This is a genomic window from Christensenellaceae bacterium (assembly GCA_031260975.1).
Taxonomy (GTDB): Bacteria; Bacillota; Clostridia; order Christensenellales; family UBA1242; genus JAISKJ01.
In genome coordinates this window covers 77,956-98,251 of record JAISKJ010000003.1, presented here as the reverse complement: position 1 = coordinate 98,251, position 20,296 = coordinate 77,956, and the positions used below count along the sequence as shown (strand labels likewise).

Annotated in this window: 34 protein-coding genes and 3 pseudogenes; all 37 read right to left on the bottom strand. The window is 42.8% G+C overall.

Going from position 1 to position 20,296, the window contains the following annotated elements; genetic code table 11:
• A complete protein-coding gene (locus LBN07_01200; protein ID MDR0850083.1) occupies nt 1-510 on the bottom strand; it encodes an NfeD family protein in 510 nt (169 codons plus the stop codon).
• Between the two features lie 315 nt (nt 511-825).
• Nucleotides 826-1,338: a bL17 family ribosomal protein gene (locus tag LBN07_01195; protein ID MDR0850082.1), complete on the bottom strand. Its 513-nt coding sequence runs from the start codon at nt 1,336-1,338 to the stop codon at nt 826-828.
• Between the two features lie 73 nt (nt 1,339-1,411).
• Nucleotides 1,412-2,365: a DNA-directed RNA polymerase subunit alpha gene (locus LBN07_01190; GenBank protein ID MDR0850081.1), complete on the bottom strand. Its 954-nt coding sequence runs from the start codon at nt 2,363-2,365 to the stop codon at nt 1,412-1,414.
• 18 nt (nt 2,366-2,383) lie between these two features.
• On the bottom strand, nt 2,384-3,004 hold the full coding sequence (rpsD, locus tag LBN07_01185; protein MDR0850080.1) for a 30S ribosomal protein S4: 621 nt from the start codon (nt 3,002-3,004) through the stop codon (nt 2,384-2,386).
• A gap of 15 nt (nt 3,005-3,019) precedes the next feature.
• Nucleotides 3,020-3,409 carry a 30S ribosomal protein S11 gene (rpsK, locus tag LBN07_01180; protein MDR0850079.1) on the bottom strand — a complete coding sequence of 130 codons (390 nt, stop codon included), beginning with the start codon at nt 3,407-3,409 and terminating at the stop codon, nt 3,020-3,022.
• A 50-nt stretch (nt 3,410-3,459) separates the two neighbouring features.
• Nucleotides 3,460-3,834: a 30S ribosomal protein S13 gene (gene rpsM, locus LBN07_01175; protein ID MDR0850078.1), complete on the bottom strand. Its 375-nt coding sequence runs from the start codon at nt 3,832-3,834 to the stop codon at nt 3,460-3,462.
• A gap of 322 nt (nt 3,835-4,156) precedes the next feature.
• The gene (gene rpmJ, locus LBN07_01170) at nt 4,157-4,270 is read right to left on the bottom strand and encodes a 50S ribosomal protein L36 (protein ID MDR0850077.1); all 114 of its coding nucleotides are present in this window, start codon (nt 4,268-4,270) and stop codon (nt 4,157-4,159) included.
• An 85-nt stretch (nt 4,271-4,355) separates the two neighbouring features.
• Nucleotides 4,356-4,574, bottom strand: coding sequence for a translation initiation factor IF-1 (gene infA / locus LBN07_01165; GenBank protein MDR0850076.1), 219 nt, complete (start codon nt 4,572-4,574; stop codon nt 4,356-4,358).
• Between the two features lie 71 nt (nt 4,575-4,645).
• On the bottom strand, nt 4,646-4,918 hold the full coding sequence (locus LBN07_01160; protein ID MDR0850075.1) for a KOW domain-containing RNA-binding protein: 273 nt from the start codon (nt 4,916-4,918) through the stop codon (nt 4,646-4,648).
• The gene (gene map / locus LBN07_01155) at nt 4,915-5,658 is read right to left on the bottom strand and encodes a type I methionyl aminopeptidase (GenBank protein ID MDR0850074.1); all 744 of its coding nucleotides are present in this window, start codon (nt 5,656-5,658) and stop codon (nt 4,915-4,917) included. The genes LBN07_01160 and map overlap by 4 nt, the downstream gene beginning before the upstream one ends.
• 31 nt (nt 5,659-5,689) lie before the next feature.
• A complete protein-coding gene (locus LBN07_01150) occupies nt 5,690-6,316 on the bottom strand; it encodes an adenylate kinase (protein ID MDR0850073.1) in 627 nt (208 codons plus the stop codon).
• 20 nt (nt 6,317-6,336) lie between these two features.
• On the bottom strand, nt 6,337-7,614 hold the full coding sequence (gene secY, locus LBN07_01145; GenBank protein ID MDR0850072.1) for a preprotein translocase subunit SecY: 1,278 nt from the start codon (nt 7,612-7,614) through the stop codon (nt 6,337-6,339).
• Nucleotides 7,614-8,057, bottom strand: a complete 444-nt coding sequence (gene rplO / locus LBN07_01140; GenBank protein MDR0850071.1) for a 50S ribosomal protein L15 — start codon at nt 8,055-8,057, stop codon at nt 7,614-7,616. Before rplO ends, secY begins: the two co-directional genes overlap by 1 nt.
• Before the next feature lie 4 nt (nt 8,058-8,061).
• Nucleotides 8,062-8,277, bottom strand: coding sequence for a 50S ribosomal protein L30 (rpmD, locus tag LBN07_01135; protein MDR0850070.1), 216 nt, complete (start codon nt 8,275-8,277; stop codon nt 8,062-8,064).
• 10 nt (nt 8,278-8,287) lie between these two features.
• Nucleotides 8,288-8,740: a 30S ribosomal protein S5 gene (gene rpsE / locus LBN07_01130; GenBank protein MDR0850069.1), complete on the bottom strand. Its 453-nt coding sequence runs from the start codon at nt 8,738-8,740 to the stop codon at nt 8,288-8,290.
• A 191-nt stretch (nt 8,741-8,931) separates the two neighbouring features.
• The gene (gene rplR / locus LBN07_01125; GenBank protein MDR0850068.1) at nt 8,932-9,300 is read right to left on the bottom strand and encodes a 50S ribosomal protein L18; all 369 of its coding nucleotides are present in this window, start codon (nt 9,298-9,300) and stop codon (nt 8,932-8,934) included.
• A gap of 17 nt (nt 9,301-9,317) precedes the next feature.
• Nucleotides 9,318-9,860 carry a 50S ribosomal protein L6 gene (gene rplF, locus LBN07_01120; GenBank protein ID MDR0850067.1) on the bottom strand — a complete coding sequence of 181 codons (543 nt, stop codon included), beginning with the start codon at nt 9,858-9,860 and terminating at the stop codon, nt 9,318-9,320.
• Between the two features lie 10 nt (nt 9,861-9,870).
• A complete protein-coding gene (gene rpsH, locus LBN07_01115) occupies nt 9,871-10,269 on the bottom strand; it encodes a 30S ribosomal protein S8 (protein ID MDR0850066.1) in 399 nt (132 codons plus the stop codon).
• Between the two features lie 14 nt (nt 10,270-10,283).
• Nucleotides 10,284-10,469 (bottom strand): type Z 30S ribosomal protein S14, encoded by a 186-nt coding sequence (locus LBN07_01110; protein ID MDR0850065.1) that lies wholly within the window; start codon nt 10,467-10,469, stop codon nt 10,284-10,286.
• 11 nt (nt 10,470-10,480) lie between these two features.
• On the bottom strand, nt 10,481-11,059 hold the full coding sequence (rplE, locus tag LBN07_01105; protein ID MDR0850064.1) for a 50S ribosomal protein L5: 579 nt from the start codon (nt 11,057-11,059) through the stop codon (nt 10,481-10,483).
• A 449-nt stretch (nt 11,060-11,508) separates the two neighbouring features.
• Nucleotides 11,509-11,826, bottom strand: a pseudogene (gene rplX, locus LBN07_01100) (50S ribosomal protein L24).
• 12 nt (nt 11,827-11,838) lie between these two features.
• Entirely contained in the window at nt 11,839-12,207 is a 369-nt protein-coding gene (rplN, locus tag LBN07_01095; GenBank protein ID MDR0850063.1) for a 50S ribosomal protein L14, read from the bottom strand.
• A gap of 17 nt (nt 12,208-12,224) precedes the next feature.
• Nucleotides 12,225-12,488 carry a 30S ribosomal protein S17 gene (gene rpsQ / locus LBN07_01090; protein ID MDR0850062.1) on the bottom strand — a complete coding sequence of 88 codons (264 nt, stop codon included), beginning with the start codon at nt 12,486-12,488 and terminating at the stop codon, nt 12,225-12,227.
• A gap of 260 nt (nt 12,489-12,748) precedes the next feature.
• Nucleotides 12,749-12,946, bottom strand: a pseudogene (gene rpmC / locus LBN07_01085) (50S ribosomal protein L29).
• The gene (rplP, locus tag LBN07_01080; protein MDR0850061.1) at nt 12,933-13,388 is read right to left on the bottom strand and encodes a 50S ribosomal protein L16; all 456 of its coding nucleotides are present in this window, start codon (nt 13,386-13,388) and stop codon (nt 12,933-12,935) included. The pseudogene rpmC and the gene rplP overlap by 14 nt, the downstream one beginning before the upstream one ends.
• Nucleotides 13,375-14,067 (bottom strand): 30S ribosomal protein S3, encoded by a 693-nt coding sequence (rpsC, locus tag LBN07_01075; protein MDR0850060.1) that lies wholly within the window; start codon nt 14,065-14,067, stop codon nt 13,375-13,377. Before rpsC ends, rplP begins: the two co-directional genes overlap by 14 nt.
• Before the next feature lie 275 nt (nt 14,068-14,342).
• Nucleotides 14,343-14,690, bottom strand: a pseudogene (rplV, locus tag LBN07_01070) (50S ribosomal protein L22).
• Nucleotides 14,691-14,734: 44 nt separating this feature from the next.
• Entirely contained in the window at nt 14,735-15,016 is a 282-nt protein-coding gene (gene rpsS, locus LBN07_01065; protein ID MDR0850059.1) for a 30S ribosomal protein S19, read from the bottom strand.
• An 11-nt stretch (nt 15,017-15,027) separates the two neighbouring features.
• Complete coding sequence (gene rplB / locus LBN07_01060; GenBank protein MDR0850058.1) at nt 15,028-15,855, bottom strand: 50S ribosomal protein L2; 828 nt, start codon at nt 15,853-15,855, stop codon at nt 15,028-15,030.
• Nucleotides 15,856-15,872: 17 nt separating this feature from the next.
• Nucleotides 15,873-16,175, bottom strand: coding sequence for a 50S ribosomal protein L23 (rplW, locus tag LBN07_01055; protein MDR0850057.1), 303 nt, complete (start codon nt 16,173-16,175; stop codon nt 15,873-15,875).
• A complete protein-coding gene (rplD, locus tag LBN07_01050; protein MDR0850056.1) occupies nt 16,172-16,798 on the bottom strand; it encodes a 50S ribosomal protein L4 in 627 nt (208 codons plus the stop codon). Before rplD ends, rplW begins: the two co-directional genes overlap by 4 nt.
• A 14-nt stretch (nt 16,799-16,812) precedes the next feature.
• A complete protein-coding gene (gene rplC / locus LBN07_01045) occupies nt 16,813-17,448 on the bottom strand; it encodes a 50S ribosomal protein L3 (protein ID MDR0850055.1) in 636 nt (211 codons plus the stop codon).
• A gap of 17 nt (nt 17,449-17,465) precedes the next feature.
• A complete protein-coding gene (rpsJ, locus tag LBN07_01040) occupies nt 17,466-17,771 on the bottom strand; it encodes a 30S ribosomal protein S10 (GenBank protein ID MDR0850054.1) in 306 nt (101 codons plus the stop codon).
• A gap of 384 nt (nt 17,772-18,155) precedes the next feature.
• Entirely contained in the window at nt 18,156-18,377 is a 222-nt protein-coding gene (locus LBN07_01035; GenBank protein MDR0850053.1) for a hypothetical protein, read from the bottom strand.
• A 108-nt stretch (nt 18,378-18,485) separates the two neighbouring features.
• Nucleotides 18,486-18,968 carry a hypothetical protein gene (locus tag LBN07_01030; GenBank protein MDR0850052.1) on the bottom strand — a complete coding sequence of 161 codons (483 nt, stop codon included), beginning with the start codon at nt 18,966-18,968 and terminating at the stop codon, nt 18,486-18,488.
• Nucleotides 18,953-19,441 (bottom strand): L-histidine N(alpha)-methyltransferase, encoded by a 489-nt coding sequence (locus tag LBN07_01025; GenBank protein MDR0850051.1) that lies wholly within the window; start codon nt 19,439-19,441, stop codon nt 18,953-18,955. Before LBN07_01025 ends, LBN07_01030 begins: the two co-directional genes overlap by 16 nt.
• A gap of 91 nt (nt 19,442-19,532) precedes the next feature.
• Nucleotides 19,533-20,282 carry a triose-phosphate isomerase gene (tpiA, locus tag LBN07_01020; protein ID MDR0850050.1) on the bottom strand — a complete coding sequence of 250 codons (750 nt, stop codon included), beginning with the start codon at nt 20,280-20,282 and terminating at the stop codon, nt 19,533-19,535.
• Nucleotides 20,283-20,296 lie beyond the last annotated feature (14 nt).

The following is a 20,296-nucleotide window of genomic DNA, read 5'->3' as shown; positions in this document are numbered from 1 at the left end:
TCACCCGCTGGTTATTTTTTTTGTTTTTGTTGTTTTAATATTTATTTCAGCAGGCTTTTCAGGTTCAGCTTGCTTGGCTTCTGTCTTGAGTTCAATGATTTCTTCAACCCAAACAGTGTTGCCTTCAAGCTTAACAACTCTCACTCTGACCCCCTGCGCAATTGCCTTTTCACCGGCTGCCGTCCAGGTTGTTCCGTTAAGTCTTACACTACCCTTTTTATCTATATCAACATCTTCTAAAAGTAGCGTTTCTTTTCCTACCATGCTATCAGCATTTGTATTTACAGCTTTTATCTGCAAAAACTTCACCACAAACTTTCGTGTTGAAGCAAGCAAAATAAACCCCGCTCCAAGGCTTGCAACAACCTCCCAATACCATGGGATGCCAAAAAATGATAATACAAAACCTACAACGGCACCAAGAGCGAACCAGATTGAAACCAGCCCCATTGTTGTAAATTCAACAATCAGCAATACGGCAATAATAATCGCCCAAATCCAAGGTTGCATATCTACCTCCTTTCAATATTTCAATTATATCACACTCACGCAGAATGTAAAGAAATTTGATAATGTTTTGTTTTTAAATAATATAATTATATGTCAGCCTTTATTAAAAAAGACACTGACTCGCTTTTCATAACTTCCTGCGCACAATTAACTTATCAACAGACTTTTTGCTATTAGTGAACAACTACATTATATCTCGCTCGCTCTTGTCAAGGGGTATTTTTAAGAAAAATAAAAAACTGACTCAACTTTATAATGTGAGCTATCCGCATAGGAGACCGCCCCTTCAACAAAAAAAAGACCTTTTCGGTCTTTTTAAACAAGTTCAACAATTGCCATATCAGCAGCATCTCCGCGACGCTTGCCGATTTTGAGCACTCTTGTATATCCGCCGCGCTGCCCCAGCTCTTCAGCACGCTTAGCGTACTTCGGGCCATAGACATTGAATATCTTTTCGATAAGCGGGTGGTTTATGTCTTTTATGCGTTCGTCAAAAGTAGCCTTGGGCTCTTTTTCCTTACGCTGCTCTTGTTTGTCATAAAGCTTAGACATAATTTTACGCCTTGCCGCAAGTTTTTTTGCGCCGTCATTAATTACTTCTCTCTTGATTTTTACGCCTTTGCTGTCAAGTTCATTTTTTAAAACCTTTACAGTGTCGTCATAACTATCCATCGCAAGAGTGATAAGTTTTTCGGCATATCTGGCAGTTGCCTTAGCTCTCGTTTCGGTTGTCTCCAGCCTGCCATACCACAAAAGGTCGGTAGCCTGTGAGCGCAGAAGCGACAATCTTTCTTTGGTAGGCAAACTGAGTCTTACTTTCTGTGCCATTTTCTCCTCCTTAAAATTTTGCGGGTGTGGGGTGCCCCACTCTCTTGCCCCGCAAGTTATATTTGTTTATTTATTATTCTTCATCATTCCTAAGGGCCAGCCCCATACTTTCCAATTTTTGAATAACTTCTTCCAAAGACTTCAGCCCCAGGTTTCGCACCTTTAACATATCGTCTTTAGATTTTCTGGTCAAATCTTCAATAGTGTTTATGTTGGCACGCTTCAAACAATTGTAACTTCGCACCGACAAATCCATATCTTCAATGGCCATCTCCAAAACCTTAACCTGCTTGCTCTCTTCTTTATTTACCAAAATGTCAAGCCCGCTCATAAAACCCACAAGGTTTACAAACAATGCAATGTGATCCTGAATAATCTTGCCCGAAAGGCTGATTACTTCTCTGGCCGTCATTGTGCCGTTGGTCCTAACCTCAATCGTCAGCTTGTCAAAGTCTATGCTTCGGCCCACACGTGTGCTCTCTACACTGTAGTTTACACTCTTTATGGGGGTAAAGATAGAGTCTATTGCGATATAGCCGATGGGGTCATCCTCGCTCTTATTCTGGCTTGCTGCAACATAACCTCGGCCTCTGCCGATAATCACTTCCATGTCAATTTTGCCGCCCTCGTCAAGCGTACAGATGACCAAATCGGGATTAAGTATCTCCACGCTGCTGTTGGTTTCAAAATCCTTAGCGGTAATTGTTTTGGGCCCCTTAGCTACAAGCCGCAGAGTTGTTCTGAAATCTCTTTCTAAAGTACTTGTCTTTACTGAAAGATTTTTTATGTTAAGCACAATGTCCGTAACATCCTCGGTTGCACCCGGTATGTTTGAAAACTCGTGCTGAACGCCCGCAATTCTAATGGCTACTGCGGCAGCCCCGGGGAGCGAGCTTAAGAGTGTTCTTCGCAAGCAGTTCCCCAGCGTAATACCAAAACCCCTTTCGAGCGGCTCTACCACAAATTTTGCAACATGGCCGCCATCCTGCTCTTCGATAGTGATTCTTGGCTTTTCGATTTCCATCATAGAAAAATTTCCTCCCTGTTATCTAGAATACAATTCGATAATTAAGTGTTCCTGAATGTTCAAATCAATATCATCTCTCTGCGGCAGAGCGTTTACCTTGCCTGTCAGAGCTTTGTTGTCAAACTCCAGCCATTTCGGAAGAGTAAGCTTGATATCCTTAAGCTGTTTGAACTTTTCAATGTTCTTTTTGTTTTCCTTAACTGCAATAATATCGCCCGCTTTAACTATCAATGACGGAATGTTTGCACTTTTGCCGTTAACGGTTATGTGACCGTGAGTAACAATCTGTCTGCTTTCAGCTCTGCTGTCGCCGATACCCATACGGTATACAACGTTGTCAAGTCTGCGTTCCAGCAGTGACAGCATGTTGTCACCGGTTACGCCGCTCATGCGTTCAGCTTCTTCATAATAACTGCGGAATTGTTTTTCAAGCAACCCATAAGCACGCTTTACTTTTTGCTTTTCGCGCAGCTGCAAGCTATAATCGCTTGCCTTCCTTCTGGCTGCTCCGTGCTGGCCCGGAACTACCGGACGCTTTTCCATAGCACATTTAGAAGATACGCATCTGTCGCCTTTCAGAAACAGTTTGCATCCTTCTCTGCGGCACAGACGGCAATCTGCATCAATATATTTAGCCATAACTTAAAACTCCTTTTATATTCTTCTTCGTTTTGGAGGACGGCAGCCGTTGTGCGGAATAGGCGAAACATCACTTATTTTTGTAACGTCTATTTCAGCAGCGGCAATAGCACGGATAGCGGCTTCTCTGCCGTTACCCGGTCCTTTAACATAAACTTCGACTGATTTTATTCCTTGGTCTTTGGCGGCCTTGGCAGCCTTTTCTACGGCAAGACCTGCCGCAAATGGTGTGCTTTTTCTGGAACCCTTAAAGCCCGAGCTTCCGGCACTTGACCACGCAATAGCATTGCCGGCAGTGTCGGTAAAAGTAACCATTGTATTGTTGAAAGATGCTTGTATATATACTGCACCCTTGTCAATATTTTTTGTTGTTTTTCTCTTTCTTGTTTTTTTAACAACAGCCATTTTAACTCTATTCTCCTTTTACGCAAAGCTAAAGCTCTGCTTATAATTTATTAAACTGCCTTTTTCTTTTTGGCAACAGTTTTCTTAGGACCTTTACGGGTTCTTGCGTTTTGTTTGGTGCTCTGTCCGCGCACGGGAAGTCCCTTACGGTGACGGATACCTCTATAACATCCGATTTCGCCAAGCCTTTTGATATTGAGCGAAACTTCTCTCTGAAGGTCACCCTCAACCACAACATTGCGGTCAATGAATTCACGCAACTTAGCAACATCGGCCTCTGTCAAGTCCTTTACTCTAAGGTCAGGGCTGATTTTAGTAGCCTCCAATATTTTATTGGAAGTTACTCTGCCTATACCCTTTATATAAGTAAGTCCTATCTCCACACGCTTTTCGTTGGGTAGGTCTACACCTGCAATACGAGCCATATTGTTTTTTCTCCTTTATTTTAATGTAAGGCCATTTACTCCCAAGGAGATGTGGGCCTTATTAGTTTTTTATATATATCAAAGGTTTTATGTCCTAGGCTAAAGCCTTTAATCTATTCGGGATTTACCCTTATAGATACGACAACAAACATTGCATGATAAAACCTTCGTTGTTCGCTTGCTAAGTCTTATGCAAACAAATTTGCACACAACCTTGCTTGCTCACAATAAACGCTCAGGGAGTGTAACGAATACACCAGCCGCCCCTTTAGCGATTATTTTCAATACTAGTCTTGCTTTTAACAGCAAAAATCCACAAGTTTTAACCTTGTGTCTGTTTGTGTTTCTTATTTTTGCAAATAACCATTACTTTGCCTTCTCTTTTTATAACCTTACACTTGTCGCATATAGGTTTCACTGATGGACGAACTTTCATGATCTTTCTCCTTATTCTGCGGTGTATCACCGCGGGCTACTTTTTATTTCTATTGTTGGGGAATAAACCCGCAACTATCTGCTTATTACTTAACTCGATAAGTTATGCGGCCGCGACTAAGGTCATATGGACTTATCTCCACCTTGACTGTATCGCCTTCTAATATCTTTATGTAGTTCATTCGAAGCTTGCCGGAAATATAGCAAGTAATACTATGCTTGTTGGGCAGTTCTACCTTAAACGTTGCGTTGGGCAGAACTTCCTTCACTATTCCTTCCATTTCAAGATTGTCAGATTTTGCCATCTTAATCTTCTCTCCTTTAGGATGCTAAGAAAAATTTATTTTTCTTTAGGTACGTAAGAAAATTTATTTTCTTATTTACCGCTTTTGCCAAAATTTATTATTTCGGCATGAATATTGTTGTCATTAAATTTCTGTACTGCTATAAGGTCTGATACCTTACCTGTATTTTTTATGTGTTTTATACGCTTGCGTTTGGGGTTTTTCAACTTGTGATAGGTGCCGTCGGCAAGCATCACAAAGTCGCTGTTGATTACCTCCGTAACCACGTATGTCCGTCCCTCATCGTGACCTGTTAAAGACACAACAAAGCTTCCTTTTTTTAAAACATATGTTAGATTTTTCATGTTAAAATCTCCACACCGTCTTTGGTTATGAGAATTGTGTTTTCATAGTGTGCCGCATCGCTTCCGTCTTTAGTACGCACTGTCCAGCCGTCGGTCTTGTCAAATATTACCTGACAGTCGCCTGCATTCACCATAGGCTCAACACATATGGTCATGCCTGCGTGAAGCTTAGGGCCAAGACCCGCTTTGCCGAAATTTGGCACCGGAGGCTCTTCATGAATAGTCTTTCCTATTCCGTGCCCGCACAAGTCACGCACCACTGAAAAGCCATGCTTTTCAACGTATTTTTGTACCTGTGCCCCAATGTCACCGACTGTGCTGCCATCCTTAATGTTTTTTATACCTTCAAAAAAACTTTGTTTAGTCACATCAATAAGTTTTTGCCTTGCTTTTGATATCTTGCCCACCGGATATGTTCGGGCACTGTCTCCGTTAAAACCGTTAAGTTCAACACAGAGATCAACGCTGATGATATCGCCTTCTTTAAGGGGTTCATCAGTTGGCACTCCATGCACTATAGTGTTGTTCACCGACATGCAAGTGCTGTATTTATACCCCTCAAACCCGAGGCAACTCGGATATCCGCCGTTATGGATAATATAATCATACGCAAGCTTATCCAACTGTTTGGGAGTAACCCCATGTTTAATGTTTTTTTCAATAAACTCCAATGTTTCCCTCGTCAGCTTTCCGGCTGCACGCATCTTAGTTATCTGGTCTGCAATTTTTATATCTATCATAATACCTCACAACACCAACACTTTCATTACTCTAACTCTTTTTGTTAATCAAAGCCAACGCGTCTTTAAGATTGTCGCTCACCTCTTGTTTTGCTTCCATCATAAGCAACTTGCATGCTTTAGTATAATACTCAGCAAGCGGTTTTGTAAGCATTTCATAATTTTTCAGTCGGTCTATTATGACCTCTTCTTTGTCGTCATCACGCTGATAAACTTCTCCGCCGCATTTCTCACATTTGCCGTTAACCAACCATCTAAGGTTTGTTATTTTTTGGCATTGCTTACACATGCGCCTTGTAGTAAGTCTTTTAATAACAGCCTCGGGGGTTATTTCTATTAAAATTACTTTGTCTATGCTACAAATCTTGTCAAGAGCCTTAGCCTGAAAAACCGTCCTAGGAAAGCCGTCAAACAAAACTCCTTTCTTGGTGTCAGAATTGCTTAGTCTTTCTTTTATGACCCCTATTACAATTTCATCCGGCACAAGGCTGCCGCTGTCCAAATAGCCTTTAACATTTCTGCCAAGCTCCGTGTCAGAAGCTATTTCGCTTCTGAACATATCACCCGTTGAAATGTGCACCACACCCAGCTCTTTTTCAAGCATATTTGACAGTGTTCCTTTGCCGCTGCCGGGCGCTCCAAACAAAATAATATTCATAAACTTACCCCCTCCTGCTATCACTTCAAAAAGCCTTTATAGTTACGCATAAGCAGCTGCGCTTCAAGCTGTTTGTTAAACTCAAGGGCAACTGATACTACAATTATAAGTCCTGTTGCGCTAAACGCGTTTACAATTGAACTTCCGCCTCCAACAAATCCAAACACAAGTGCCGGAACAAGTGCGATTATAGCCAGAAATATTGCACCAAATAAGGTTACACGCCTTGAAATTTTGGTCAAATATTCGGCAGTGGGCGCACCCGCCCTGATACCCGGAATGAATCCGCCGTTTTGCTGAATTCGCCTTGAAACATCAACCGGATTGAATGTTGCCTGCGAATAGAAGTAACTGAAGAACAGTATTAGCACCGCCACGATTATGGTATATAACCATCCGCCCATCGCAAGATATGACGGATAAGCCGTAGTTGGTGAAACCATGCTTACTATAAGCTGAGGGAATGATATAATAGCCATCGCAAATATAATGGGCATAACCCCTGACGAGTTCACCTTTATGGGTATAAAAGTACTCTGTCCGCCATACATTTTTCTGCCCTTGATTTGTTTAGCATACTGCACCGGCACCCGCCTCTCGGCCAAGTCTATCAGTACAATAAAGCCAAATATAACTACTACTGCCGCCAGGAACACACCAAAGGTCCAGATACGGTCAATGTCGTTTGCTACATCAACAACTGCGGTAGAAATTGCCTGCGCTGCGGTTGACAAGATACCTACAAATATAAGCAAAGACTGTCCGTTGCCTATACCGATTGCAGTAATCTTTTCACCCAGCCATACAGTGAACATAGCACCTGCCGTTAGCACTAAAACAACCATAATTCCCACTATAAGGGGGTTTGCGATTGCTGAAGTATCCAAACTTGCTGCGCCAAAACTCACCACAATACCGATAGACTGCGCCAAAGCCAGCACCAAAGCCGCTATACGGGTATAGAAAGTTATTTTCTTTCTTCCCTCTTCGCCGCCGTGTCTGGCCAAACGCTCAAGTCTGGGTATCGCTATAGTCAAAAGCTGCATTATAATAGACGCGTTAATATACGGCAACACACCAAGTGCCAGCAGCGCACCGTTGGCAAGAGCGTTTCCGCTCACACCGCTTATTATTGACAGGAAACCTCCATCCTGAACATTGCCGGCAAAGGTGCCAAGAGCTATGCCTGGAGTTGGAATCCAACAACCAATTCGGTAGACTAATAAAATGGCAAGAGTGAGCCAGATTTTGCGTCTGACTTCCTTTATTTTAAAAGCCTCAATGATGTTCTTAAACATTATGCCTCCTCGGCCTTACCGCCTGCTTTTTCTATCTTTTGTTTAGCCGACTGCGTAAACGCTGCCGCCTTAACTGTCAGTTTTTTGCTTAGTTTCCCATTACCCAAAATTTTCAGGCCATAAGGCTCAACCTTGCGCAAAATTCTGTTTTCCAAAAGCAATGCTGCATCAACAACAGTTCCGTCCTTAAATGTTTCAAGTTCGCTTACATTTACTATACTGTATTCTTTTTTGAATACATTAGTAAAACCGCGCTTAGGCAGTCTTCGGATAAGAGGAATCTGTCCGCCTTCAAAGCCCGGCCTAACACCTCCGCCGCTGCGGGAGTTTTGACCCTTAGTACCCTTACCGCTTGTCTTGCCCAAACCGCTACCCACACCTCTACCAAGGCGTTTTCTGCCTTTTTTGGAGTTGGGAGCGGGGCTCAAAGATTGTATATTCATAGTCTTACTCCTTAATTTCTTCCACTTGAACCAAGTGTTTTACTTTAAACAAACTGCCACGGATGCACGCGTTGTCCGGAAAAACCTTTGTGGTGTTAAGCTTAGTAAATCCCAATGCTTCAATAATTGCCTTCTGGTTTTTGTCAAAACCAATGGCACTTTTGAGATAGGTTACTTTAAGCTGCTTTGCTGATTTTTTAGTTTTTGTTTTCTTTTCCATAGTTGCACCTCTAAATTTCTTCTGCCGCTTTGCCGCGGAGTGCCGCAATTTGTTCGCGGGTTCTAAGCAATTTCAGCCCTTCAATGGTTGCTCTGACACAGTTTATTTTATTGCTGGCCCCATGTGCCTTTGCGGTTATATCACGAATACCGGCAAGTTCCAAAACAGCTCTTGCTGATCCCCCCGCAATAACACCCGCACCTTCTTTGGCAGGAAGCATAATTACACTGCTTGCGCCAAATTTTCCTACTACGTCATGCGGAATAGTAGTGCCTACGGTCGGAACTGATATCAAACCACGTTTTGCCATTGCAGCTGCTTTTTCAATAGCGTCCGGAACCTCGGCTGCTTTGCCTGTTCCCACGCCGACCAAACCTTTTTTGTTGCCTACAACAACCAGCGCACTAAATCTCATTGTACGGCCTCCGGCAACAACCTTAGCTACACGTCTGACTTCAACCAGCTTCTGTTCAAACTCGCTGGCTTCTCTCTCACGTCTGGGTTCTCTCTTCTTGTCGCCAAATTTCTTGTCGCCAAACTTTTTATCCCCAGGCTTTCTATCATTTCTGTTAAACTTGCTGCTCTTAGCCTCAGCCGGAGCCGTAGCCGGAGCAACACCTTCTTCTTTTTTTATTTCTGCCATAATTCCCTCCACTAAAACTTTAGTCCGCCGCTTCGAGCGCCGTCAGCCAAAGCCTGCACTCTTCCGGTATAGATATATCCGCCCCGGTCAAACACAACACTCTTGATGCCTTTTTTAACTGCTCTCTTTGCAACCTGTTCGCCAACTATAAAAGCCTGTTCTTTTTTGTTTTTTCCGGCAATTGCATCGGCTATCGACTTTTCGACTGTAGAAGCGCTTATCAGTGTTACACCCTTAGAGTCATCCATGACCTGAGCGTATATGTGAGTGGTACTCCTATATACGTTAAGTCTCGGACACTCTTTGGTTCCGCTTATTTTGCCGCGCACCCTTAGGTGTCTGGGCTGTCTTTGTTCATTCTTATTAGCTTGCTTTATCATACAACTTTTGCGCTCCTTTATTTCTTGCCCGAAGTTTTACCTTGTTTCTTAACAACAACTTCGTCAATGTATCTTATACCATATGCGTGATATGGCTCTACCTTTTTGATGTCTCTTATCTTGGCAGCAAATTGGCCGACTTTTTCTTTGTCTATGCCGCTTACAACAACTTCCTTGTCACCCTTAGCGGTCAGTTTAATTCCAACTGTCGGAACTATTTCAACAGGGTGTGAAAACCCTATGTTCATAATGATTTTGTCTCCGCTCTGGTTAAGCTTGTAACCCACGCCGTTAATAACCAAAGATTTTGAAAAACCTTTGCTTACGCCTTCAACCATATTTGCAATAAGCTGGCGATAGAGGCCGTGTTTCGCCTTGCTTTCATTTAGGTCATTGTGCCGCGACACAACAACTTCATTTCCTTCAATCTTGACGCTAACAATTTTCTCAATGTCACGGCTCAGCTCCCCAAGGGGACCCTTAACCTTTACGGTATTTGCGCCTATTTCAACGCTAACGCCTGCCGGAATTGCTATCGCCTGTCTTCCTACTCTTGACATACCTACCTCCTTACCATACAAACGCAAGCACTTCGCCGCCTACGTTCTGGCTGCGGGCCTGTTTGTCGGTCATAATGCCTTTGTTGGTCGAAATTATAGCAATTCCAAGTCCGTTCAAAACCTTAGGAAGGTCCTGTACATTGGCATAAACCCTAAGTCCGGGTTTTGAAATTCTCTTAAGACCCTGAATAACTTTTTCATTGTTAGGGCCGTATTTAAGAACAATTTTAATAGATTTAAAATTGCCGTTGTCCACTAGTTCAGTGGCGGTTACATAGCCTTCGCCAAGAAGGATCTGTGCTATTTCATTCTTTGTTTTTGATGCAGGAATCAAAACCTCGCTATGCCTTGCAGTAAGTGCATTGCGGATGCGGGTTAGCATGTCTGCAACTGGGTCTGTAACTATCATAACAATTCTCCTCCTTACCAACTTGACTTCTTAACGCCCGGAATTTCGCCTTTATACGCTAGGTTTCTGAAACAAATCCTGCATATTCCGTATTTGCGCAAAACTGAATGAGGACGCCCGCAAATAGAACATCTGGTATATTCTCGGGTTTCATATTTTTGTTTTCTTTGTTGTTTTACTAATAATGCTTTTCTTGCCATATTAAACCTCTTTATCTTTCTCTAAACGGAAGTCCCATTAGAGTGAGCAGCGTTAATGCCTCTTTATCCGTTTTAGCGGTAGTGACAATTATCACATCAAAACCTCTAATATGTTCGACTTTTTCATAAGAAATTTCCGGAAAAACCAACTGTTCTTTTATGCCCAGAGCATAGTTGCCTCTTCCATCAAATGCTTTTTTTGAGATACCCTTAAAGTCACGCACTCTAGGCAGCGCAATCGAAATCAGTCTGTCCAAAAATTCGTACATTACCTCGCCTCGAAGAGTTACCTTAGCTCCAATCTTCTGTCCGTCTCTAATCTTAAAGTTTGATATTGACTTTTTGGCTAGGGTAGCCACCGGTGTCTGTCCTGTTATTTGAGCAAGCTCTTCAAGTGCCAAGTTAAAACTCTTTGAATTATCTTTAACCGGCCCCAGGCCCATGTTCAAAACTATCTTAGAAATCTTGGGGACTTCCATAACGTTGCCATAAGTCTTTTCTTTAATGTAATGAGGTATAACAACATTAAGATAATAGTCATGAAGTCTGCTCTTCTTAGATACTGTTGTGGGTTTCTTTGCTTTTGCAATAGCGGGCTTTGCAGCAACTTTCACGGCTGGTTTAGCTGCCGGTTTAGCAGCGGTTTTCACTTCTGTCTTTGCCGCAGCAGGCTTTGCAACTGCTTTAGTAGCAGGAGCAGATTTTGCGGCGGTGCCGCCGCTGGCAGTTTTTGATTTAGTCTTATCGGCAGACTCTGCGGCTGGTTTTGCCGCCTTTGCTGTCGGTGTTTTTATTGTTGTAGCCATAATCTCCTCCTTTACTTACCGCTTCTGGCTGCAGTCTTTGATTTTGCTACTTGCGTAGAAGATTTTGCAGTCGAAGTTTTAATTTTTGCCTGACTCTTTTCAGCGTCTTTTATAGTTGATTTTGTTACAGCTGGGGTGCCCCCGCCTATACTTGTTTCTTCTTCTTTCTTTTTTGATGCAGATTTTACTTCTTCAGCTGCTGTGGGCTTCTTTTTTGCAACCCTTCTGCCGCTGTCAAGGGATGCTCCGCACTTTTTGCAAACGCGGTGTTTTACTCCCTTTTCGTTGATGCCGGCCCCAATTCTGGTAGCCTTTCCGCATCCCGGGCAAACTATCTGAACATTTGAAACATCAATCTTGCTTTCAAACTTGATAATTCCGCCCTTTTCTCTTGCGTGTCTGGCTTTTTTGTTCTTACTCACAACATTCACGCCTTTGACAACAACTCTGTTGTCCTGCGGATATGTAGCCAGAACTTCGGCAACCTTGCCGTTGTCTTTGCCGGTGAGCACCAGCACCTTATCTCCTGTTTTTACTTTCATCTTTGCCATGTCTCACCTCTCTTATAAAACCTCGGGAGCAAGCGAAACAATTTTCATATATCCACTTTCCCGCAGTTCTCTTGCCACAGGTCCAAAAATACGGGTACCCTTAGGCTGTTTTTCGTTGTCAATAATAACGGCCGCGTTGTCATCAAATTTTATGTAAGACCCATCCTTGCGCTGAACGCCCTTGTTAGTTCTTACGATAACTGCTTTGATAACATCACCCTTCTTTACAGTGCCGCCCGGGATAGCTTTCTTAACGGAAGCAACTATAATATCACCGATGTTACCGAATCTTCTGAATGAGCCGCCCAACACCCTTATGCACATAATAACTTTTGCACCGGTGTTGTCAGCAACCTTAAGTTTAGTTTGTGGTTGTACCATAATCTACGCTCTCCCTTTTATTTGGCTTTTTCTATAATACGAAGAAGTCTGAAATGACAGTTTTTGCTATAGGGTTTAGTTTCCATAATTTCTACGGTATCACCAATCCCAGCTTCATCGTTTTCGTCATGAGCAAAAAACTTCTTTGTACTTTTTACGACTTTTTTATATAGAGGATGTTTTTTGTTAGAAACAACTGCAACGACGATAGTTTTGTCCATCTTGTTACTTACAACAACACCTATTCTGGTTTTTCTCAAATTTCGCTCTGTGTTTTCCATAACTCTCCTCCTTACGCTCCCTTAGTAGTTTTTGCAGCAGATTTGGCAACTTTAACTGCCGGCTTTGCTGCTGTTTTTACTTCAGGCTTTACCTTAGCTTCAACCTTTTTTACAGCAGGCTTCACAGCTACTTTTTCTGTCTTAGGCTTAGCTTTCGCTTCAACCTTAGCCGCTGTCTTGGCAGGCGCTTTGGTTGCAGACTTTGCTGTGGTTTTTGTAGCTTTAGCTACAGGTTTCTTTTCTGCTTTCACAGTTTGTTCCTGATGAACATTTAACTGACGCTCCGTCAAAATAGTTTTGATTTTTGCAATATCTTTTTTAAGCGTATTAAGCATCATGGGGTTGTTTAAGTTCCCCGTAGCATGCTGAAACCTAAGGTTGAACAATTCGGTTTTGCTAGAAATAAGCTTTGTGTTCAATTCTTCGGTCGTCATGCCTCTTATGTCATTGATTTTCATTTGCCACTACCTCCTTTGCGTCCGCCGGTACTTCTTCACCCTTCTTAACTATCTTAGTTTTGCAAGGCAGTTTGTGACTGGCAAGTCTCAAAGCTTCTTTTGCGGTGTCTTCAGCAATTCCTGCTATTTCAAACAGTACTCTGCCGGGCTTTACTACCGCAACCCAAAACTCAGGGTTACCCTTTCCGTTACCCATACGAACTTCGGCGGGCTTTTTAGTTACGGGTTTGTGCGGAAATATTTTTATCCAAACCTGTCCGCCTCTCTTTGTGTGTCTGGTCATAGCAATACGTGAAGCCTCAATCTGGTTGGATGTAATCCAACACGGCTCGGTAGCCACCAAACCAAAGTCACCGTAGTTAACCTTGTTTCCGCGGGTGGCCTTACCCGTCATTCTTCCACGCTGCTGTTTTCTGTGTTTCACTCTTTTAGGCATTAACATTGTCGCCACCTCCTCTTCGGGAGTTTGCGCTTGGTGTTATGCTGAACTTGCCCAAGATATCACCCTTATAAACCCAGACCTTAACGCCGATAATACCGAATGTGGTGTGCGCTTCAGCTGTGCCGTAGTCAATGTCGGCTCTGAGTGTGTGTAGCGGAAGATTTCCTAAGTGATAGTGCTCTGTTCGTGCAATATCTGCCCCTTCAAGCCTTCCGCTTACCATTGTCTTAATACCCTTGGCTCCCGCCTTGGTTGCTCTCTGCATAGCCTGCTTCATAGCGCTTCTGAATTTTACGCGCTTTTCAAGCTGACTGGCTATACCTTCGGCAATCAAAACTGCATCAAGGTCTATGTTTCTCACTTCTTTAATGTTGATAGAAACTGCGTCGGTATCTGCAATTTTGCAAACTTCCTTCTTAAGAGCCTCAACTCCGGCGCCCTTCTGCCCAATTAAAACACCCGGCCTTCCGGTTGTAATATTTACTACCAATCTTTTTGCAGTGCGCTCAATACCAATTTTAGAGATGGCACAAGCGTAATATTTCTTTTTTATGTGGCGTCTGATGTCATTATCTTGCTTAATAAACTTGGCAAAATCGCCTTTGTTAGCGTACCAAAGCGATTCCCATGTTTTGTTGACACCCATTCTAAACCCTACCGGGCTAACTTTTTGTCCCATATTCTGCCTTCTCCTTATTTTTTCTTGGCGCCAGCGGTGCCGCCGGTGGCTGCTTTTGTTGCAGTTTTCGCAACGGGCTTTGCTGCAGGCTTGGCTGCGGTTTCTGTTGTTGCTTTCGCTGCCGGTTTCGCCGCTGTTTTAACTGCGGCAGGTTTCTTTGCTTCAACCTTTGGCGCCTTTGCGGCTGGTTTTGCTGCAGGCTTAACTGTGGTTTTTGTTTCCGTCTTTGCTGCAGGCTTTTTTACCTTCACAGGGGTTTCCTTTACCGGCGCATCCTTGCTGTCAAGTCTCACAGTAATGTGGCTTGTTCTTTTAGCAATTCTGTCCACTCTGCCTCGGGCTCTGATGTTAATTCTCTTAAGAGTTGGTCCGGGGCCGGTATAAATTTCTGCCACATACAGGTCGTCCCTGTTCATACTCTGATTGTTTTCAGCGTTTGCAGCAGCAGATTTTATTGCCTTCAAAATAGCTATAGCCGAACCATTAGGAGTGTTTTCTAAAACAGCAACGGCTTCGTTATAACTTTTACCTCTCACCAGATCGGCCACAAGGCGCACTTTTGAGGGGCTTATTCTTATGTGTTTGGCGTGCGCAACAGGGCGTTTGTCTCTGTTTAGCTCTATCTTTGCAGCCTTTTCTCTTATTCTCTTTGCCATTTCACTTCTCCTTATTTCTTCCCGCCCTTGGTTTTGCTGGCGGCGTGCCCATGGAAAGTTCGTGTCGGAGCAAACTCACCCAATTTGTGGCCAACCATTTCAGCGGTACAGTATACCGGCATATGCTTTTTGCCGTTGTGAACAGCAATAGTGTGACCTACAAATTCTGGGTATATAACCGATGCCCTAGACCATGTCTTTACGGGCTTTTTGGTATTTGTTTCGTTCATTGCGGCAATCCTGTTAAACAGTCTCTGCTCCACAAACGGCTTTTTCTTTAATGATCTACTCATAATTCACTCTCCTAATTAACACGCTTTATAATAAGTTTACTCGAACTCTTTTTGCGGTTTCTGGTCTTAAGACCCAATGCAGGCTTGCCCCAAGGTGTAACAGGACCGGGTCTTCCAATCGGTGCCTTTCCTTCACCACCACCATGCGGGTGGTCAACAGGGTTCATCGCGCTTCCTCTGACAGTAGGTCTGACACCCATGTGTCTTTTTCTTCCTGCTTTTCCGAGGTTAATAATTTCGTGTTCAATGTTCCCCACCTGCCCCAAAGTTGCACGGCAGGCAATCGGAACCATACGCATTTCGCCGCTGGGCATTTTAATAGTGGCATATTTGCCCTCTTTTGCCATAAGCCTTGCCGAAATTCCGGCAGAACGTGCTACTTGTGCGCCTCTTCCCGGATAAATTTCAATGTTGTGAACAACCGAACCTACAGGTATGTTTTCAAGCGGAAGGTTGTTTCCCACCTTTATTTCGGCATTTACGCCTGAAACCACAGTGTCACCAACATTGAGGCCAACCGGAGCCAATATATATGACTTTCTGCCGTCGGCATATGTAAGCAGTGCTATATAAGCAGTACGGTTGGGGTCATATTCAATTGCGGTTACCTTGGCAGGAACTTCATCCGTATTACGTCTGAAATCAACCAATCTATATTTTTGTCTGTTTCCTCCGCCGGTGTGCCTTACGGTAATTCTTCCATTGGCATTCCTTCCGCCCGACTTGTTTTTAACCGCAAGCAATGATTTTTCGGGTTTCTTTTTGGTCAAAACCGAAAAATCAGCGGTGGTTAGATGTCTTTGCGCAGGAGTTGTTGGTTTATGTCTTATTACAGCCATTATTCTTTCCTCCTCTCTTAGTTCAGGCTTTCAAAAAACTCAATCGGCTTGCTATCACTTGCTAGCCACACAATAGCTTTTTTATAGGAAGATGTTTTCCCTACAGTCCTGCCGTTTTTCGTGTTCTGAGCTTTTTCTTTGCCCCTTACGTTTAGTGTATTAACCTGTTTTACTTTGACTTTAAAAATCTTTTCTACCGCCTGCTTAATCTCAATTTTGTTGGCGTCTTTATCAACCACAAAAGTATAGCGTTTGTTTGCTATGTCGGCATAACTTTTCTCGGTCAGCAGCGGTTTTTTAATAATATCGTAGGCGTTCATGATTTGTATGCCTCCTCTATTTTCTTAACGGCATCCTGCGTAATATATACCTTAGCGTTTGCCACTACGTCATAAGTGTTTAAAACGTCGGCAAAAGTAACGGATATGTTAGGAATGTTGTTTGTAGCCCTTAAGATATTTTCGTCTTTGTCAGCAAGCACAAACAATGCGCGTTTTTCGATTTTAAATTTTTCCATTACAGGCACAAACTTCTGTGTTTTGGGTTCCTTAATCTTAAGCTCGTCCAAAACAATAAGTTCCTGGTCGGCAGTCTTGGCACTAAGTGCGCTTTTGAAGGCTGCAACCTTTGCCTGTTTGTTAACTTTTTGACTAAAGTCGCGGGGCTTGGGTGCAAACACCACTCCTCCGCCTGTCCACTGAGGACCTTTTGATGAGCCGTGACGGGCTCTTCCTGTTCCCTTTTGTCTCCAGGGCTTTTTGGCGTGCCCTCTCACTTCGCTGCGAGTAAGTGCACTTTTGTTGCCTTGGCGCTGGTTGTTGTTGTATGCCACAATAACTTGATGTATTAGTGGTTCGTTATACTCTTGTCCAAACACTTCGTCACTCAGTGTCAGGTTGCCAACAACTTCCGCTTTCTGATTATAAACTTTAACTTTTGGCATGTTACTTACTCCCTTTAGTTAGCCTTTATGGCACTTCTGACCTCAACAAGTCCATTCTTAGGTCCGGGAATTGCACCTTTTATCAAAAGTGCATTTCTCGCTTCGTCAACCCTGACAACCGTCAGGTTCTGAATGGTAACTTGGTCTACTCCAAAATGCCCCGGCATTTGTCTGTTTTTAAATACTTTACTAGCATCACTACTGCTGCTGAGCGATCCTACCTCTCTGTGCACAGGTCCGTTTCCGTGTGACATGCGGGTTCTGTGCTGGTTGTGTCTTTTGATACTTCCGCTAAACCCATGTCCTTTCGTAATACCTGTTACATCAACAATGTCGCCAACTTTGAATATGCTGCATTTGATTTCTGAGCCCACTGTCAGCGTTTCATATTCATCCAAGTCAAGCTCTCTCAAAAATCTTTTGGGTGTCACCCCTGCCTTTTTAAACACTCCCGTTTCGGGCTTGTTAAAAAGCTTTTCTCTCTTTTGGTCAAAGCCCGCAACAACAGCCTTGTATCCGTCTTTTTCTTCAGTTTTCTTCTGCACAACGGCGCAAGGACCGGCTTCTATCACAGTTACGGGTATAACCTCACCGTTTGAAGCGAACACTTGCGTCATGCCTAGCTTCTTTCCTAAAATTGCTTTCTTCATGTTCTTCTCCTTGCTCCTTATAACTTAATGTTGATATCAACACCTGCAGGCAAATCCAGCTTCATAAGTGAGTCCAGCGCCTTGGTAGTGGTATAGATATCAATCACCCTTTTGTGTGTGCGCAGTTCAAACTGCTCACGGCTGTCCTTGTTGACATGCGGCGACCTTAAAATTGTTACCACTTCCTTTTCGGTCGGAAGCGGAATAGGTCCCGCAATTCTTGACCCTGTCTTTTCGGCCGCCTCGATTATACGGGCAGCAGCGATATCAATAAGACTGTGGTCATACGACTTTAACTTAATTCTGATTTTTTGAGTTGCCATAATTTTCCTCCTTAACCCAAATCCGCCTTAAACTCTGTGACACCACTATATATTGGGAATCAAGCATATTCTAACCACCATTTGTGGTTAATACACGTCCCCGTGTGTGTCGCACTGTGAGAGAGAAATAAAAAAACGTACTGTCCCCTTATTTTTGTCAGCGGTCGCTGAGGTCACGCCTCAACTTGTCGGCATAAATTCTCCGTTATTTGTTGCTAAACACGGTAACTTTATGTTTCAACCCATGTTCACAGTGCTATGATTATACACTATTATTCATATCAAGTCAACCACTTTTTCAGCTTTTTTAACAAAGATTTCTAGATTGTTCAAATGGTACAAACATTCATCTCTAAAAAAGAAAAAACAACCCCTTAGATTGTTTTAAGCAAAAACACTCAGAAGAATTATCACACCGATGCACAAAAGAGCGAGCACTGCATAAATCCACATAATGCTGGTTTTATTGGTATTCTTTTTAATAAACTTAATAAGACACATACAAACAACAATGGCAAGGGCGGCAATGATAATATATCTCGTAAGCGGGTCAATACCGCGCAAGAAATTCGTCAGTGTATTCCATGTTTCTTCAAACCAATTCATAGTGCCCCCCAAGTCTATCCGCCGCAATGTTTGTTAAGACTTGCATTTTATTATAACCTTCTTTACAGAATAAGTCAATAGGACAAAGGCAATATGTATCACTTTGTATCATGTTTGCTCAACAGCATTTGCCTGCTCCTGTGCCCTGCACACTGCCATGGCACCAGACTCACTTAACATAACAACATTATCACCACAGCTTGGGGCAATAAACTCTTTAAACATACTCAGGCTGAATTTTCGGCTTTCAACAATATCATATGTTGCCCCCTGAGACAGCATGCATCCTTCAAAATCTATATCATGAGCAAGGCAAACGGATTCTTTTACCATTCCGTTTTCAAATCTTACTTTATACCTCAAACCTGTACTCTCATCCAACACAAAATCTTCTTCTTTAAAACCGCAGAACACCATGGGGCCCAGCACAAATTTTTCAAAAATCTTGTTCTCATAACCCTCAATGACTCCCTCTTCATATTCCTTGGAGTTTACTTCTACTATACCCATGTGCACAATAACTTCTTCTTTGACGCTCTTAATAATTTCATTTATTTTATTCTTGTCAAAATTCCCTACAGTGCTACCCAAAAAGCCATGTACCGTGACGGTCTGCCCCCCCCCACAGATTTCAGCGGAAAATAATCTTTTAGATTTTCAAACAGCGACAAAACAGGTACTATATTTTCGAATTTATGCTCAATGCAAGCAACATCAAGTTCTTTTTGGCTAATGTCTATAGGCATATATGTCAAATCAAAGCCTTCTTTAATCAAATACTCCGTTATTATTTTGGAAATCTGTCCGTTGCCGCAGCCCCAATCGGTAAAAATTATATGTTTTTTGTCAGCGTGTTTTTCAGCGATATATTTGGCAATTGCCAACATATCCTGAGTGACGCTTGGAATAGCTACTTTTTTGTATTCCTCGTCCTGTTCAATTGCAAAAAGTCCGTCTATGCCATCATTACTTAAATACCAAAACGCGCTGTCGTTGAGCGGTTCACCTTTCTTTATCGCCTCTTTAAGCCTGTTTAACACTTCCTTAGTTTCCGCTTCTTTCATATTTTTACCCCAAGTTTTTATTTAACTCATTTAAGCATAAAATCTTTTAAAACAATATCCCTAAAATTCAAAACATAACTAACAATTTAGTTTATTTGTCAAATGCGCTGATTATTTTTATAAATTTGCTTACAATCAGAGAATCTCCGCCCACAAGTGCGCCGTTTACGCCTTTTATTTTGGCTATGCCGTCAGCATTATTTTCAGTCACGCTGCCGCCATACAAAATTCCGATAGTTTCAGCAGCCTCTTCATCATAAAGAGTAGCCACCACTCCCCTTATAAATTCAATCGCGTCCTCTATCTGACCATTTGAAGCTACAACGCCTGTGCCTATTGCCCACACGGGCTCATAGGCTATCGTGATGGACTTAAGCTCGTTTTTATAAACACCGAGCAGAGCCGACGACACCTGAGCCTGTAAGATTTCCTGAGTGATATTCTCATCCCGCTCAGCACGGTTTTCACCAATACACAACACAACACCCAGACCGCGGCTAAGAGCTTTTAGCATCTTTTTGTTTATAGAACTTTCGGTTTCATAACCTCTGCTGCGTCTCTCACTGTGACCGACAAGCGTAAATTTCGCTCCTGTGTCAAGCAGCATATCGGCTGAGACTTCACCGGTAAAACTCCCCTTGTCGTTTTCGTTCACGTTTTGAGCTCCAACAATAATGTTTGAGCCCTTGGCCTTTTTGCAGGCAGCACCAAGCGCCACATACGACGGACAAATCCCGATATTGACTTTTTTAGTTTTGACCTGCGGTATAATTTCGTCAATATAACCCTCCACCTCTTTGGTAGTTTTGTTCATCTTAAAATTTGCGATAACTGCTTTCATAATCCTCTCCTTGT

Coding starts and splice junctions, on each gene's coding strand:
- LBN07_01200 (MDR0850083.1), bottom strand. CDS start 510: ATGCAACCTTGGATTTGGGCGATTATTATTGCCGTATTGCTGATTGTT.
- LBN07_01195 (MDR0850082.1), bottom strand. CDS start 1,338: ATGGCACAGAAAGTAAGACTCAGTTTGCCTACCAAAGAAAGATTGTCG.
- LBN07_01190 (MDR0850081.1), bottom strand. CDS start 2,365: ATGATGGAAATCGAAAAGCCAAGAATCACTATCGAAGAGCAGGATGGC.
- rpsD (MDR0850080.1), bottom strand. CDS start 3,004: ATGGCTAAATATATTGATGCAGATTGCCGTCTGTGCCGCAGAGAAGGA.
- rpsK (MDR0850079.1), bottom strand. CDS start 3,409: ATGGCTGTTGTTAAAAAAACAAGAAAGAGAAAAACAACAAAAAATATT.
- rpsM (MDR0850078.1), bottom strand. CDS start 3,834: ATGGCTCGTATTGCAGGTGTAGACCTACCCAACGAAAAGCGTGTGGAG.
- rpmJ (MDR0850077.1), bottom strand. CDS start 4,270: ATGAAAGTTCGTCCATCAGTGAAACCTATATGCGACAAGTGTAAGGTT.
- infA (MDR0850076.1), bottom strand. CDS start 4,574: ATGGCAAAATCTGACAATCTTGAAATGGAAGGAATAGTGAAGGAAGTT.
- LBN07_01160 (MDR0850075.1), bottom strand. CDS start 4,918: ATGAAAAATCTAACATATGTTTTAAAAAAAGGAAGCTTTGTTGTGTCT.
- map (MDR0850074.1), bottom strand. CDS start 5,658: ATGATAGATATAAAAATTGCAGACCAGATAACTAAGATGCGTGCAGCC.
- LBN07_01150 (MDR0850073.1), bottom strand. CDS start 6,316: ATGAATATTATTTTGTTTGGAGCGCCCGGCAGCGGCAAAGGAACACTG.
- secY (MDR0850072.1), bottom strand. CDS start 7,614: ATGTTTAAGAACATCATTGAGGCTTTTAAAATAAAGGAAGTCAGACGC.
- rplO (MDR0850071.1), bottom strand. CDS start 8,057: ATGAATATACAATCTTTGAGCCCCGCTCCCAACTCCAAAAAAGGCAGA.
- rpmD (MDR0850070.1), bottom strand. CDS start 8,277: ATGGAAAAGAAAACAAAAACTAAAAAATCAGCAAAGCAGCTTAAAGTA.
- rplR (MDR0850068.1), bottom strand. CDS start 9,300: ATGATAAAGCAAGCTAATAAGAATGAACAAAGACAGCCCAGACACCTA.
- rplF (MDR0850067.1), bottom strand. CDS start 9,860: ATGTCAAGAGTAGGAAGACAGGCGATAGCAATTCCGGCAGGCGTTAGC.
- rpsH (MDR0850066.1), bottom strand. CDS start 10,269: ATGATAGTTACAGACCCAGTTGCAGACATGCTAACCCGCATCCGCAAT.
- LBN07_01110 (MDR0850065.1), bottom strand. CDS start 10,469: ATGGCAAGAAAAGCATTATTAGTAAAACAACAAAGAAAACAAAAATAT.
- rplN (MDR0850063.1), bottom strand. CDS start 12,207: ATGGTACAACCACAAACTAAACTTAAGGTTGCTGACAACACCGGTGCA.
- rpsQ (MDR0850062.1), bottom strand. CDS start 12,488: ATGGAAAACACAGAGCGAAATTTGAGAAAAACCAGAATAGGTGTTGTT.
- rplP (MDR0850061.1), bottom strand. CDS start 13,388: ATGTTAATGCCTAAAAGAGTGAAACACAGAAAACAGCAGCGTGGAAGA.
- rpsC (MDR0850060.1), bottom strand. CDS start 14,067: ATGGGACAAAAAGTTAGCCCGGTAGGGTTTAGAATGGGTGTCAACAAA.
- rpsS (MDR0850059.1), bottom strand. CDS start 15,016: ATGAGTAGATCATTAAAGAAAAAGCCGTTTGTGGAGCAGAGACTGTTT.
- rplB (MDR0850058.1), bottom strand. CDS start 15,855: ATGGCTGTAATAAGACATAAACCAACAACTCCTGCGCAAAGACATCTA.
- rplW (MDR0850057.1), bottom strand. CDS start 16,175: ATGAACGCCTACGATATTATTAAAAAACCGCTGCTGACCGAGAAAAGT.
- rplD (MDR0850056.1), bottom strand. CDS start 16,798: ATGCCAAAAGTTAAAGTTTATAATCAGAAAGCGGAAGTTGTTGGCAAC.
- rplC (MDR0850055.1), bottom strand. CDS start 17,448: ATGAAGAAAGCAATTTTAGGAAAGAAGCTAGGCATGACGCAAGTGTTC.
- rpsJ (MDR0850054.1), bottom strand. CDS start 17,771: ATGGCAACTCAAAAAATCAGAATTAAGTTAAAGTCGTATGACCACAGT.
- LBN07_01035 (MDR0850053.1), bottom strand. CDS start 18,377: ATGAATTGGTTTGAAGAAACATGGAATACACTGACGAATTTCTTGCGC.
- LBN07_01025 (MDR0850051.1), bottom strand. CDS start 19,441: ATGAAAGAAGCGGAAACTAAGGAAGTGTTAAACAGGCTTAAAGAGGCG.
- tpiA (MDR0850050.1), bottom strand. CDS start 20,282: ATGAAAGCAGTTATCGCAAATTTTAAGATGAACAAAACTACCAAAGAG.